The organism is Streptomyces sp. NPDC004732 (genome assembly GCF_040609235.1).
In the GTDB taxonomy this organism is placed as follows: Bacteria; Actinomycetota; Actinomycetes; order Streptomycetales; family Streptomycetaceae; genus Streptomyces.
Map to the genome: position 1 here is coordinate 191,081 of NZ_JBEXJR010000001.1, position 13,855 is coordinate 204,935.

The window sequence follows — 13,855 nt, forward strand, 5'->3', positions numbered from 1 at the left end:
ATCACGGATCAGTGACCCACGGATCACTGACCACTGACTGTTCACCGCACCCATGGAGTTCTCGATGCGTTCGCGTCTCGCCGCCCGTTCCACCCGCCTCGTCCTGACCGCCGTGGCCGCCGCGGCCCTCGCCACCACCGCCACCGGCACCGCCCTCGCCGTCGGCGGCCAGAGCAAGGCCCCTGTCGAGCAGGTCTGCGGTACCGCCGACCTCACCTACAAGGTCACCGAGGAGACGCAGGCAGGTGGCTACTTCCTCGTGACCGCCAAGGCCAGGCCCGGCATCACCTGCTACCTGGAGGGCACCATCCCCTCCGCCGCCTTCGGCTCCCGCCCCGACGGGCAGGTCCACCCCGTCGAGCAGGCCGTCACCGACACCATCAAGCTCTCCGGTTCCACCGCCGCCTACGCCGGTATCAACCCCAAGTCGACCAACGACGACTTCGGCACGGAGTTCGACCGGATGGCCCTCGCCGTCGCCGGGGACGAGGAAGGCGCCATCTCCGTCCGCCTGCCCAGCACGACCCTGGTCGACAAGCCGCTGAGCACGAACTGGCACGCCGACCCGGCCGACGCCGTGCCCTTCAGCTGACGCCCGCCGGGCCGCGCGGCGCCGCCTCGCCCGCACCGCCGCCCTCGGGCGGGCGATCAGGCCCGGCCGTGGTGGCGCGAGGCCGACGGAGGCGGTATCCGTCCCAGCTGGACGCCGGTGAGCAGGTGGTCCCCGAGCTGGGTCAGCGTATGGCGCACGTGATGCCGCTGCCTCGTGCTGGCGACGAGACCGGCGCGCCGCAGCACCGTGGCGTGCTCACTGGCGGAGGACACGGACACGCCCGTGCAGCGCGCCAACTCGCTTGTCGTGCGCGGGGTTTGGAGAGCCTGTAGGACGGCCGCCCGGGTGTGGCCGAGCAGCGGCGCCAGTCTGGCGCTCGGGGCGGCGGGCGTGTCGGAGCAGAGCGGTCGCGCGGGGTAGACCAGGACCGGCCACAGGGTCTCGTCCAGCAGGGCCACCGGTGTGCGCCGACAGAAGTACGAGGGCACCAGCAGCAGTCCGCGCCCTTGCAGGTGCACGTCCCGTTCGACGGGATAGTCGGCGCACAGGACCGGGGACTGCCAGCCCATCAGGGGCGCGAAGGACCGCAGCATCTCTTCGGTGCCGAGGCGGCACTGGGTTTCGGTCCGGTGCCGCCGGTCGCCTTCGATGCGGGAGGCGATGTCACGCCAGCCGGGCTCCAGGACGGAGGCGTGGTAGTCGCGCAGCGCACGGCCCAGGCGGCGCAGGGCGCCCGTCTCACCCTCGGCGAGCCGCCGGACCTCCGAGGGCAGCGGGTTGTGGTCCGCCAACAGCTCCAATTCGCCGCACAGTTGGCGACGCGGAGTGGAGAGCACGGCATCGATGCCGGACTCCAGCCCGCCCGAACCCTCGGCGGGCGTCAGGAAATCCGGGAAGTAGCCCCGCGAGGGCATCAGCGGGGACAGCGTTCTCAGCGCCCGGCCCCCGCGTGCGCACCTGCGGCGCCGCCAGCCGTCGAGCACCGGTTCCCGGCTCTTCTCGCGGAGTTGCTGCAGGCTCAGGACCGTTTCCCACAAGGGGTCCGGTTCCTCGGCGATCCTGGTGCGGGCCAGGTCTCCGGAACTGAAATGAATACGCAGCACGGCATCCCCCGATTGTCCGCCACGGCGTCCATATGGACGGTAGTGGCAAGAACCCCGGTTCCCAAGTACACGTGAGGGTGATCGAGGTCTTCCCCGAGTTTCGGGCAGCGCCGAAAGCCCTGGCCGCCACGGACCGTCTTTCCGCAACCTGTTGGCGTACCGAAGGGAAACGACAACAGGGAACGACAACGGGGGATAGATGATCAACCATCGCAGGACCACGCTCGGTTGCGCTTCGCTGCTCCTGGCCGCGGGAACGCTGGTGGCCGTCGGCAGCGGCGCCTCGGCCCAGCCGCAGCAGTCCGAAGCCGCGACCGCCGCCCACCCGGCGTCAGCGCCGCAAGCGGAGTGCAAGTACCAGGGGTTCGTCAACTCGGGTGCGTTCATCACCGCGTGGAAGGGCTCCCCGCACAACATCGGTGGCGGCCGTTCCCTGGGGCTGCGCACTGGCCGGGACAACATCATCCTCGACGGGGACCGCTCCAGCGCCAAGCTGCTGCACGCCAAGAAGGGCGACAGCGCCTGGGTGGAGATCAGGCACCAGAAGCACCGGCCCGAGAGCTGGCGCAAGGGCGTGGCCTGCGGGATCACCTCCGAGCGGCGCCTGTCGGACCCCAGGCCGGGAGCGCTGAGGGACCACTACATCCAGACGCCCTGGTACTACCACAGCTCGCCGACGATCGATGACCGCTGGATGCGGGCCTGCGCGGAGCTCCGCGGCGATGTCAAGTGCGGCAAGTGGTACAACGACCACGTGTAGGAGCCGCCGGTGCTGGTGCCCCGCCCGAGGTCCACGGGACCACGGGCGGGGCACCGCCATGTTTCACCGCGTCACGGGGACGCGAACCCTAACGCGCACCCATAGCTGAACTCCGCCTCCAGAAGCTCGGTGAAGATGCCGATGGGGTCCTCCCAACGCCCGCTCACCCAGTCCGCGTTGATGTTCACCGCGAGCAGGTGCGTGCCGTCGCGCGTGCCGTAGACGTACGACCAGGATCCGAAGAGCGCGCCGCCCATCCCCCAGAGCGCCGTGCCGGAGGGCAGCATCACGCGGGAGACGCCGAGGCCGTACGTGGAGCGGGGCAGCCAGTCCTGCGTCGGCGTCATGGTGAGCAACTCCCGCTGCTGCTCCGGCCGGAGGAGGCGGCCGCCGAGCAGCGCCGAGAAGAACCGGGTCAGGTCGGAGACGGTGGAGATCATGCCGCCCGCCGCCCAGTACGGAGTCGTCTCCAGTTCCGTGACGTCGTGGACCGGGGCGTCCGGATCGGGGGAGAACAGCTTGGTGTAGTGGCGCGCATGCGGCCGGGGAAGGGCCGCGTCGGCGCCCACCGGCAGGGAGGTTCCCGTCAGGCCGAGCGGGCGGGCGAGACGGTCGGCGATCTCCTCCGTGAGCGTCCGGCCGGTCACGCGCTCGATGATCATCCCGGCGACGACGTAGTTCGTGTTGGAGTACGCCCAGCCCGTCCCCGCGGGGAAGTCCGCGGGGTGCGACACGGCGATCCCGACGAGCTCCGCGGGTGTGTAGCTCTCCTGCGTGCTCAGCGCCGGCTGGTCATGGGTGTGGCTGAAGATTCCGCTGGTGTGGTCGAGGAGTTGACGGACCGTGATCGTGCCGCCGTCGTGTCCGTTCCCGGTGACCACGCCCGGCAGCCACTGCTCCACCGTGTCCCGCAGGGTCAGTCGGCTCTCCGCCACGAGTTGCAGGAGCACCGTGGCGGTGAAGGTCTTGGTGATGCTGCCGATCCGGAACCGGTCCTCGTGCCCGCGCGAGCGACGCGTACGCGTGTCGGCGACCCCCGCCGTGCCGAACCAGTTCCCGCCGCGGTCACGTACCTGAGCAAGAATTCCCGGCACTCCCCCTTCCTGCACCGCCCGATCGAGCACACGCTGTGCGGCGTCGTGACCCCGTCGGGCGGGCGCCACGGGAGTGGCGTCTTCCATGTGAACTCCCCTGAATCTGTCTTCTCTTGTCTTTCGCGACACATGAAAGCTACGTTGCGCATGTGTCCGTCAGAAACGGCGCAGGCCGTGCAACTTCGGAGAACGGGGGAGTTTTCCGGATCTTGTAGCGTTGCCGATGACGGCTAACGCAACGCAGGGCTACGGACGTTGGCACGGGCCCCAGGGGCGGGAAGGCGGACATGGGCGGCGGGAGACTGACCGCGGAGGACCGGAGAATCATCGAGGCGGGACTGTCCGAGGGCTTGGCGTACGCCGCCATCGCCCGTCGTCTGGGGCGGGCGACCTCGTCCGTCAGCAGGGAGGTCGCCCGCAACGGCGGGCCCGGCGCGTACCGCGCGGAGCACGCCGACCGCGCCGACGCCTGGCGGCGCCGCAACCGGCCGCTCCGGCCCGCGGCGCCACGACCCGCCGACGCCGACGCCGACGCCGACTGCGACTCGGGCTCCGGTGCGGCCACCGAAACCGACCCCGACGCCGTCCGGGCATACGTGGACAAGTTCGCGTCCCTGCTGATCGCTGTCGGGCTGCCCCGCACGGCCGCCAGGGTGCTGGCCTGCCTGGTGACGGCCCCGTCCGGCGCCGGGACCTCCGCGGAACTCACCCGGCGGCTGAAGGTCAGCCCGGCCTCCATCTCCAAGGCCGTGGGGTACCTCGAAGGGCTCGACGTCCTCTCCCGGAAGCACGAGCCCGGCCGCCGCCAGGAGCGCTACGTCATCGACGAGGACGTCTGGCTCCGCGCCTGGCTGACCAGCGCCCACAAGAACGCGGCGTGTGCCGCGGCCGCCCGGGACGGCGCCGACCTGTTCGGAGTCGAAACGCCCACGGGGGCGCGGCTCCGGACGATGTACTCGTTCTTCGCGGGGGTCCACCGGAACATGACAGGACCGCCGATCGCGGGGGCCCTCGACGACGCGCTGACCGTACTGGCCGCCCTTTTCCACGCGGCCCGGCCCCTCACGACCGGCGAACTGGCCACCGCGCTCGGCTGGCCGGAGGGGCGGGTCGCCACCGCCGTGGAGGAAGCCGCCGGGAGCGAGCCGCGGCTACGGCTCACGCCCGCGCAGCGCGCCGCACTCACCGGGACGCCGTGACCCCTCCCGTGACCCCTCCTGGGATCAGTCGTCCAGCGCCTTGGTGACCTTCCCGAGGTCGACGAACTTGAAGTTCGTGGACGGGCGGTCACCGTCGCCGGGGACGTCGTGGCCGTCCTGGACGACCAGGAGGCCGTGCGGGTACTTCGGCCCGAGCGGCTCGTTCAGCGCGGCCGCGCCGTCGCACTCCTCGGAGCCGTCGAGCGCGCCGCCCGCGGGGGTGACGCGGAAGCCGCCCTCGTACTCGTTGTGGTCGCTCAGTTCGCGGTCGTACGCGGCGAAGGTGTTGTCGCCCTGACTGGAGGCGAGGAGATAGCCGTCCCCGCCGTCCTCATTGACGAGGGTCAGCCCCTCGACGTCGGCCGTGATCCGCTTGCCTCCGTACCCCGGATCGGCGCCCGGAGCGCACTCCTCCGTCTCCTCGTCGTAGACGCCGGGGACCCCGTACTCCCGCACCTTGTCGACGAGTTCGGGCTTGCCCGTCAGGTCGGCGCGCAGCCGCCAGATCCCGACGTCCTCCTGCCCTGCGTACAGCGTGCCGTTCTCCGGGTCGACGACCATGCCCTCGACCTGCGGGAGTTCGCCCGGCTCCGCGCACGGGCTCCACGAGGTGCCGTTCGGCAGCCGGAAGGAGGACGGCAGGTCCAGCGTGCGGACCTTGCGGTACGTGACCTTGCCGTCCCGGCCAGGGAGCAGTTCGAGGAGCGCGACGCTGGTGCGCTCGCGCCGGCTGACCAGCGCGTACGAGCGGCCGCTCGCCTTGTCCTGCCAGGTCGCGAGGCCGTACGCGGTGCGCTGCTCGTTGATCTCGGCCTGGTCGGCGGAGAAGACGGGCGGGGCCGCGGGGTCCGTGACGTCGGTGAGCGGGCCGCCGGAGCGGTCGCGGTCGATGCGGTAGAAGCGCAGCCGGTCGTGGCCGCGGTCGCTGGTGACGGCGAGGTCGGCGGCCCCGGAGGCGAGCTTCAGGCCGTGCACGAGGTCGACGTTGTTGAAGCGGCCCGGCGCGTCGTCGGGGCCGTCCGCGGGCGGGGCGGCGACGGACTGGACGGGGCGGGCGTCCAGGTCGTAGGCGCGCAGACCGCCCTCCTTGGCGGTGGCGATCACCAGGCTGCGCGCCGGGTCGGCGGTGTTGCGCCAGATCGCGGGGTCGTCGGCGTCGGCGTTGCCGCCCGCGTCGTCGTCGTGCAGCACGGGGGTCTCGGCCCGGGGAGTGACTCCCGGCAGCGGGTCGGCGGCCACGGCCGTGGCGGAGGCCGAGCTCGCCGCGAGGACGGTGGTCAGTGCGAGAACGGCCGCACCGATCGTTCGACGGGTCGGACAGTGTCTGGTCACGCGATGTCTCCTCGTTCCGGGAACGGATGGATCTTGCGTGAGACTGGGTCCTGCCGGTGTCGGCACGGCATACGCCACCCGTCCGGTAACACCCCGACCGAATGTACTCAGGGTTAACTCCCCCTTGAATCAGGGGCGTTGAGGGGCCACAGCAAGCTCGGCCCACACGGTCTTGCCGACCTTCCGGCCCACGACGCCCCACTCGACGGCGAGCGCCGCCACGATCACGAGCCCCCTGCCCGTCTCCCGGTCGGGGTCCGGGGAGTCGCGCGCCACCAGCGGCAGACGTTCCGCGCGGGCATCGGCGAGTTCGATACGCAGCGTGTCCGCGCGCAGCGTCAGGCCGAGCTCGAAGTCGCGTCCCGATACGCGACCGTGGGTCACGGCGTTCGCCGCGAGCTCGGCGACGATCGCCTCGGCGGCGTTCGAGAGTTCGGTGTCGTACGCGATGCCCCAGCCGTCCAGGTGATACCTGGTCAGCCTCCGCGAGAGGCGGGCGCCCTGGGGCGTGGCGCTGAAGCGTTGCGCGAACGTGCGGAGGGCGGCGGGGTGCGCTTGGGTCGGCATGGCCGCAACGGTGGCCGTACGCCGGGGAGGACGCCAGGCACGAAACTCGTACGCTGAGTAATTGTACGAGTGCGAACGGTGGACAGTACGGATAACCGAACGTGACCATGGGCGAGTTGGCGGGGAACCGGTAAGCGAGCGTCAGGGGATACCCGTGATGTCGTCAAGTACGACGGGCAGTAATGAGTCCGAGCCGACCGACGGGCTCAAGGCCTTCGGCGCGGTCCTGAAGAGCTTCCGCAAGCGCGCCGGGTACACACAGGAGTCCCTGGCGCCCGAGATCGGCTACTCGGCCCACTTCATCGCCTCGGTCGAGCAGGGCCGCCGTTTTCCGCCCCCTCGCTTCGTCGACCAGTGCGAGGTGGCGCTGGACGCGTTCGGGACGCTGCGGCTGGCCGCGAACCAGCTGTCGCGGCAGCGGGGGCTGGCGTCTTGGTTCCGGCGATGGGCCCTCCTGGAGCAGGAGGCGGTGGCCCTCTCCACGTACGAATGCCGATTGATTCCGGGGCTGTTGCAGACGACCTCGTATGCGCGGACGCTGTTCGTCAATCAGCTCCCTCCGATGGGCGACGAGCAGATCGAGGCGCAGCTTGAGGCCCGGGTCGAGCGTCAGCTACTGCTCACGGAACGGCCGAACACGGCGTACAGCTTCATCCTTGAGGAACATCTGTTCCTGCGCCGCATGGGCGGGCATGAAGTCACCATGGAACTCATCGACCATGTCCTCGGCCTCGCCGAGCGCCGGAACATCGAGCTGCAGATCATGCCGGTGGTACGGGAGAGTCATGCGGGGCTGGACGGGCCCATGCAGCTGCTAGAAACACCGGAGAACCAGTGGTTCGCCTACGGAGAGGGGCAGGAGAGCGGCCAGCTCATCTCCGTTCCCAAAGTGGTCAGCATGCTCCAGATGCGGTATGCCAGGATGCGCGCACAGGCTCTCTCGTTCGAAGACTCGGTGAGCCTGCTGGAGCGGATGCGAGGAGCATGATGGGCACCCCCGAACTGGCCTGGTTCAAGAGCAGCTACAGCAGTGGAGGCTCCGGCGACTGCCTTGAAGTTGCCCTCGCCTGGCGCAAGTCCAGCTACAGCAGCGGCTCCGGTGACGACTGCGTGGAAATCGCCCCCTGCCCCACCACCATCCACATCCGCGACTCCAAGAACCCCGAAGGCCCCCGGCTCGCCCTGACTCCCCGCGCCTGGGCGGAGTTCGTGGCGTACGCCGAGGGCCGCTGAGCCGTCTTCGTCAGTACTGCGGCTGCGACTGGGGCTGGTTCTCCACCAGCTCCCGCGCCTCCTCGTCCGTCGCGACGGACGGCGGGGAGCCCTCCAGGGGCTGGCGTGCCGTCTCCTTCATCGCGGCGACCGCGATGATGCCGATCAGACCGGCCAGCATCGTGTAGAACGCGGGCATCAGGTCGTTGCCGGTGGCGCTGATCAGGCCCGCTACGACCAGTGGCGTCGTACCGCCGAAGAGGGAGACGGAGATGTTGAAGCCGATGGAGAGGGAGCCGTAGCGGACGTCCGTCGGGAAGAGCGCCGGGAGCGAGGACGACATGACGCCCAGGTAGCAGACCAGGGCGAGGCCGAGGATGAGCAGGCCGGTGAAGACCGCGACCGTGCCGCCCTGCTTGATGAGGAGGAACGCGGGCAGGGCGAGGACGAAGAAGCCGACCGAGCCCGCCATCAGGACCGGCTTGCGGCCGATGCGGTCGGAGAGGCGGCCGACCGAGTTGATCAGCGCCATCAGGATCAGCATGACGATCACGATGGACATCAGGCCGCCCGCTTCACCGAAGCCCAACTGCGTGAGGTACGTCGGCATGTACGACAGCAGCATGTAGTCGGTGATGTTGAACGCGGCGACCAGCGCGATGCAGAGCAGCATCGCGCGCCACTGGCTGAAGAAGGAGTCCTTGAAGGACTTCTTCTGGCGTTCGGCGGCCGGTCCGCCCTCCTCCATCTTCTGGAACGCGGGCGACTCGTCGAGCTTCATCCGCAGGTAGAGGCCGATGAGACCGAGCGGCGCGGCCACCATGAACGGGATGCGCCAGCCCCAGGACTGCATGGCGTCGTCGCTGAGCAGCATCGTCAGGGTGGTGACGAGGACGGCGGCGACGGTGTAGCCGATCAGGGTGCCGAACTCCAGGAACGAGCCCCAGAATCCGCGCCGCTTGTCGGGGGCGTACTCGGCGATGAAGGTTGCCGCTCCCCCGTACTCACCGCCCGTGGAGAAGCCCTGCACCATGCGGCAGAGCACGAGGAGGATCGGCGCCCAGACGCCGATCGTGGTGTAGCTCGGTATGAGGCCGATGGCCAGCGTCGCCGCCGACATCATGATCATGGTGAGCGCGAGGATCTTCTTGCGGCCCACGCGGTCGCCGAGCGGGCCGAAGAACATGCCGCCGATGGGGCGCACCAGGAAGGCCGCGGCGAAGGTCGCCAGGGAGGAGAGGGTCTGCGCGGTGTCGTTCCCGGAGGGGAAGAACTCCTTGCCGATGATGACGGCGAGGTAGGCGTAGACGCCGAAGTCGTACCACTCCATGGCGTTGCCCAGCGCGGTCGCCTTCACCGCCCGCTTGACCTGGGCTTCCTCGGTGACGGTGATGTCCGACTGGCGCAGCCGCGGATTCTTGCGGCGGTGGATCGCCCGGAAGAGCGCCCGGTGCCTCGCGACGGCTTCGGGAGCCGGGGGTGCCGGTGTTTCAGGGGCTTCGGGCGCGCTCACTGGTCAGTCACTCTCTCTGTCGGCACCTGGTGGGTCGGGTCGGACGTCGATCAACATTGCCAACCCCGGTACCGGAAAGTGCCCGCTGATGGTCCTCACGAACAGGGCCCCAAGTCCTTGATCACAAGGACTTGGGGCCCGTTTCGCCACAAATTCTCCGGGCAGGTGACCTGCGAGGTTCGTGACTTCTCAGCGTGTGTGCATCAGCGTGCGTACAGCTGTGACCGGGGAATGATCTGCTGCTCCTGGCCGGGGCTCGACCACAGCAGCTTCAGGTGCGCCTCACCGGTCTGTTCTGCGTACTCGACCTTGATCGCGTGCCGCTTTCCCGCGGTCAGCCGCACCTGCGCCTTGTCGAGCTTCGGCTCGTGCGGCGTCCAGGAGTCGATGACCAGCTTGCCGTCGACCCAGACGCGGGCCATGTCGTCGGAGACGGTCGTGAGCGTGTACGTCTCCGAGCGGCGCGGCTCGACCGAACCCGTCCAGCGGATGCCGAAGTGGTCCGCGGGGATCGAGGCGGCCGGTGATCCCGTGTACTTCCAGGCGTGGTTGAGGGTGGCGTCGGTGCGGGTGATCTTCGGGGCGCCTTCGAGGTTCGCGTTGTCGAAGATCTCCTGTTTGAGGCCCTTGCCCTGGCCGGGGCGCGCCGTGGGGCCGGGGTCGACCCGCAGCTCGATCACGGTCGCGGTCCCGTTCGTGGCGGCGCCCGACGGCTTGATGTCGTAGCCGTCGCCGGACGCGGTGACCGTCACCTTCTGGTCGCTGCCCAGGACCCTCGCGCCGCGCACCGCGAAGTCCGTCCGCGCCTTCAGGTGCAGCGACCCGCTCGCCGCGGGCCACTGGGTGACCGCCGCGTACAACTTGTCGCCCTTGCGGCTCACCGAACCCCAGGCCGGTTCCTCGACGAGGCCGCCGAAGCGGGCGCCGAAGACCGCGTCGCCCTGGCCCGCCGTGCGCAGCCAGTCGCCCATCTGCGCCAGGCGGTCGACGGAGGGCTGCGGGACGCGGCCGCGCGCGTCGGGGCCGACGTTGAGGAGGTAGTTGCCGCTGCGGGACGTGGTGGCGAGGAGGTTGCGGGTCAGGGTCTGCGCCGACTTCCAGTCCTCGTCGTAACGGGCGTACCCCCAATGGCCGTTGAGGGTCATGCAGGACTCCCAGAGCTGGCCGTCGACCGGTGCGGCGGGGATCTCCTGCTCGGGGGTGCCGTAGTCGCCGTCGACGACGCGGCGCTTGCCCACGCGGTTGTTGATGACCAGGTCGGGGTCGAGGCCGCGGAGGTAGGACTCCAGCTTCTCGCCGTCCTTCGCCGTCCAGGGGTTGTGGGGCTTGTCGGTGTCCCACTCGCCGTCGAACCAGAGCAGCGCCGGGTCGTAGCTGTCGACCAGCTCCTTGAGCTGCGCGTACATGCGCTTCTCGTACTTGGGGAAGGTGGCCGGGTCCGCGAAGTCCTTGTCGTGCCAGTCCCAGATCGAGTAGTAGAAGCCGAGCTTGATGCCCGCGTCGTCGGACGCCTTCTTCAGCTCGGCGAGGATGTCGCGGTTCTTGTCGAAGGACGAGTGGTCGCGCAGGTTCCAGTCGTTGACCTTCGTCGGCCACATCGCATAGCCCTCGTGGTGCTTGGACGTGATGACGATGTAACGCATCCCGGCGTCCTTGGCCGCCTTGACGACGGCCTTCGCGTCGAAGTCGGCCGGGTTGAAGTTCTGCGCCTGTTTCTCGTACGCGTCCATGGGGATGTCGCACTGCCGCTTGATCCACTCGGCGTCGCGGCAGGTGGTGCCGTCGGGGCGGCGGTACTCGCCCTCCAGGTTCGAGTACGCGCCGAAGTGGATGAACATGCCGAACCGGTCCTGGCGGAACCAGTTGGTGCGGTCGGCGGTGAAGGGGTCGTCCGACGCGTGGTCGGTGCCGGGGCCTGCGGCCTTTGCGGGCGGCGGAGCCGCGTCGGGCACGGCCGTCGCGGCCGGGACGGCGGCGCCGATGAGCGCGGCGGCGAGGAGCAGGGCGAGTCCAGTGGCTCTGTGGCGCATGGGGCGGCTCCCGATGTTCCGGTTCCCTGGGTTGGGGGTCGCACGGGAACGTAGGGATGAATACATCGGATGTCAATGGGCCGAACTCGCATCTCCCCGCCCCTATTTGACTCTTGAAGCTCACATCGCTCCGATGACTGAGATCCGGAGCGGTGGCGGTTAGAAGCAGGGGGGCTACGGGGGAAGAGACCTCCGGTATGCACCGCGCGCCCGCACCCCCATCCGACCGACGGAGCCCGTATGCCCCTGCACCGCCGCACCTTCCTCACCGGCCTCGCCGGGACGGCGGGTGTCGCCGCCGTCGCCTGTTCCGGCACCACCGCCGACGGCGCGGTCACCGACGGCGCGCCCGCCCCGCGCCGGACCGCCGCCGCCGAGGCCGCCCGGCGCCTGCTCCCGCGCCACTGGGACCAGATCGAGTTCAGGACCGTCCCGAAGAAGGCGGGCGGCGAGGACTCCTTCCAGGTCACCGGAGGCCGCGGCCGCATCACCGTCACCGCGACCGGGCCCGCCGCCCAACTCACCGGCCTGCGGCACTACTTGAAGCACGTCACGCACGCCAACATCACCTGGGCGGGCAGCCGCACCGACCACCTCCCCGGCCGGCTCCCCGCACCCGAAGCACCCCTCACCGGAGCGGCCAACACCCCGCACCGCTTCGTCCTGAACGACACCAACGACGGTTACACCGGGGCGTACTACGACTGGGACTACTGGCAGCACGAAATCGACGTGCTCGCGCTCCACGGCTACAACGAAGTCCTCGTGTACGCGGGCGCGGACGCCGTGTACCACCGCGCCTTCCAGGAGTTCGGGTACACCGACGACGAGCTGCGGGGCTGGATTCCCGCCCCCGCCCACCAGCCGTGGTGGCTCCTGCAGAACATGTCGTCGTTCCCGCACCCGGTCTCCCGCCAGCTGCTCGACGCCCGCGCCCGCCTGGGCCGCCGCATCTGCGACCGGCTGCGCGACCTCGGGATGACACCGGTCCTGCCGGGCTACTACGGGACCGTGCCGCCAGGATTCGAGACGAAGAACCCGGGCGCGAGGACCGTTCCGCAGGGCGACTGGGTCGGCTTCGCGCGACCGGACTGGCTGGATCCGCGCACCGGCCACTTCTCGCGCGTGGCCGCCGCGTTCTACCGCGCGCAGGACGAGCTGTACGGCCCGACCACGATGTACAAGATGGACCTCCTCCACGAGGGCGGAAAGCCCGGCGACGTACCGGTCGGCGACGCGGCCAAGGGCGTCGAGAAGGCGCTGCGGACCGCCCACCCCGACGCCACGTGGGTGATCCTCGGCTGGCAGCACAATCCACCGAAGGCCATCACCGACGCCGTCGACAAGAAGCGGATGCTCGTCGTGGACGGCCTCTCCGACCGCTTCCCGAACGTCACCGACCGCGAGGCCGACTGGGGCTCGACGCCGTACACGTTCGGCTCCATCTGGAACTTCGGCGGCCACACGACGCTCGGCGCCAACACCCCCGACTGGGCAGCCCTGTTCGAGAAGTGGCGCACCAAGGAGGGCAGCACGCTCACCGGGATCTCCCTGATGCCCGAGGCGGCCGACAACAACCCCGCCGCCTTCGAGCTCTTCTCGGAACTCGCCTGGCGCAAGGGCGACTTGGACCTCGAAGCCTGGTTCCGGGAGTGGTCGACCTCCCGTTACGGAGCCGCCGACCCGCACGCCGCGGCCGCCTGGGACCTCCTGCGCCGCACGGCCTACGGAACGACCCGCGCCGACGAATGGGCCGAGGGCGCCGACGGCCTCTTCGGCGCCAGGCCCGACCTCTCGGCGAAGTCGGCGGCGTCGTGGTCACCCAAGAAGCTGCGGTACGCGGCGGCGGACTTCGAGCCCGCGCTCGGCGAACTCCTTGCGGTGCGGCCCGGGTTGCGGAAGTCCTCCGCGTACCGCCGCGACCTGCTCGACGTCACCCGGCAGGCACTCTCCAACCGCAGCCGCGTCCTGCTGCCGCACATCAAGGAGGCGTACGACGCCGGGGACGCGGACCGCTTCGACCGTCTCAGCCGCGAGTGGCTCGCCCTCATCGACCTGCTCGACCGACTGGTGGCCACCGATCCCCGCCACCTGCTGGGCCGTTGGGTCGCGGACGCGCGAGCGTGGGGCGCCGACGCGGAGGAACGGGACCGACTCGCGTACGACCAACTGTCGCTGCTGACGGTATGGGGCACCCACTCCGGCGCGGACGCGGGGCTGCGCGACTACGCGAACCGCGAATGGGCGGGGCTGGTCGGCGGCCTGTACCGGCTGCGCTGGGAACGCTACTTCAAGGAGCTCAGGTCGGCCCTGGCGGAGGGCCGAGCTCCCAAGAAGATCGACTGGTTCGCGGTCGAGGAGGCCTGGATCCGCGACCCGGGAAGACTGGCGACCCGACCAAAGGGCACCACGTACGACATGGCGGAACAGGCCCAGGCCCACCTGAGCGCCCCTTAAGGGGCGCGGGGAACTGCGCGACAAGCCACACAGAA

The 13,855-nt window shown here is 70.0% G+C and carries 12 protein-coding genes; 6 read left to right on the plus strand and 6 right to left on the minus strand.

Annotation, left to right across the window (positions count from 1 at the left end; genetic code table 11):
* The first annotated feature begins 64 nt into the window (after positions 1-64).
* Positions 65-592, plus strand: coding sequence for a DUF4232 domain-containing protein (locus ABZV77_RS00815; RefSeq protein ID WP_356248869.1), 528 nt, complete (start codon positions 65-67; stop codon positions 590-592).
* A 56-nt stretch (positions 593-648) separates the two neighbouring features.
* Here the strand turns inward: ABZV77_RS00815 and ABZV77_RS00820 are convergent, their stop codons facing one another.
* Positions 649-1,656, minus strand: a complete 1,008-nt coding sequence (locus ABZV77_RS00820) for a helix-turn-helix domain-containing protein (protein WP_356248871.1) — start codon at positions 1,654-1,656, stop codon at positions 649-651.
* Between the two features lie 199 nt (positions 1,657-1,855).
* On the opposite strand from ABZV77_RS00820, the gene ABZV77_RS00825 reads away from it, so the two are divergent.
* A complete protein-coding gene (locus ABZV77_RS00825) occupies positions 1,856-2,416 on the plus strand; it encodes a hypothetical protein (protein WP_356248873.1) in 561 nt (186 codons plus the stop codon).
* A 71-nt stretch (positions 2,417-2,487) separates the two neighbouring features.
* Here ABZV77_RS00825 and ABZV77_RS00830 read toward each other — a convergent pair whose 3' ends face one another.
* Positions 2,488-3,597: a serine hydrolase domain-containing protein gene (locus ABZV77_RS00830; protein WP_356248875.1), complete on the minus strand. Its 1,110-nt coding sequence runs from the start codon at positions 3,595-3,597 to the stop codon at positions 2,488-2,490.
* Between the two features lie 200 nt (positions 3,598-3,797).
* Between ABZV77_RS00830 and ABZV77_RS00835 the strand changes: the two genes are divergently transcribed.
* Positions 3,798-4,709 carry a helix-turn-helix domain-containing protein gene (locus tag ABZV77_RS00835; RefSeq protein WP_356248877.1) on the plus strand — a complete coding sequence of 304 codons (912 nt, stop codon included), beginning with the start codon at positions 3,798-3,800 and terminating at the stop codon, positions 4,707-4,709.
* Positions 4,710-4,733: 24 nt separating this feature from the next.
* On the opposite strand, the gene ABZV77_RS00840 is transcribed toward ABZV77_RS00835, so the two are convergent.
* Positions 4,734-6,041, minus strand: coding sequence for a phytase (locus ABZV77_RS00840; RefSeq protein ID WP_356248879.1), 1,308 nt, complete (start codon positions 6,039-6,041; stop codon positions 4,734-4,736).
* A 129-nt stretch (positions 6,042-6,170) separates the two neighbouring features.
* Complete coding sequence (locus tag ABZV77_RS00845; protein WP_356248881.1) at positions 6,171-6,608, minus strand: ATP-binding protein; 438 nt, start codon at positions 6,606-6,608, stop codon at positions 6,171-6,173.
* A gap of 157 nt (positions 6,609-6,765) precedes the next feature.
* Between ABZV77_RS00845 and ABZV77_RS00850 the strand changes: the two genes are divergently transcribed.
* Complete coding sequence (locus ABZV77_RS00850; protein ID WP_356248883.1) at positions 6,766-7,596, plus strand: helix-turn-helix transcriptional regulator; 831 nt, start codon at positions 6,766-6,768, stop codon at positions 7,594-7,596.
* Positions 7,596-7,841 (plus strand): DUF397 domain-containing protein, encoded by a 246-nt coding sequence (locus tag ABZV77_RS00855; RefSeq protein WP_356250103.1) that lies wholly within the window; start codon positions 7,596-7,598, stop codon positions 7,839-7,841. The genes ABZV77_RS00850 and ABZV77_RS00855 overlap by 1 nt, the downstream gene beginning before the upstream one ends.
* A gap of 10 nt (positions 7,842-7,851) precedes the next feature.
* Here the strand turns inward: ABZV77_RS00855 and proP are convergent, their stop codons facing one another.
* Positions 7,852-9,333: a glycine betaine/L-proline transporter ProP gene (gene proP, locus ABZV77_RS00860; protein WP_356248885.1), complete on the minus strand. Its 1,482-nt coding sequence runs from the start codon at positions 9,331-9,333 to the stop codon at positions 7,852-7,854.
* Between the two features lie 203 nt (positions 9,334-9,536).
* Entirely contained in the window at positions 9,537-11,363 is a 1,827-nt protein-coding gene (locus ABZV77_RS00865) for an alpha-L-fucosidase (protein WP_356248887.1), read from the minus strand.
* A gap of 240 nt (positions 11,364-11,603) precedes the next feature.
* Here ABZV77_RS00865 and ABZV77_RS00870 point away from each other — a divergent pair, with 240 nt between their 5' ends.
* Positions 11,604-13,820: an alpha-N-acetylglucosaminidase gene (locus ABZV77_RS00870; protein WP_356248889.1), complete on the plus strand. Its 2,217-nt coding sequence runs from the start codon at positions 11,604-11,606 to the stop codon at positions 13,818-13,820.
* The last annotated feature ends 35 nt before the right edge of the window (positions 13,821-13,855 follow it).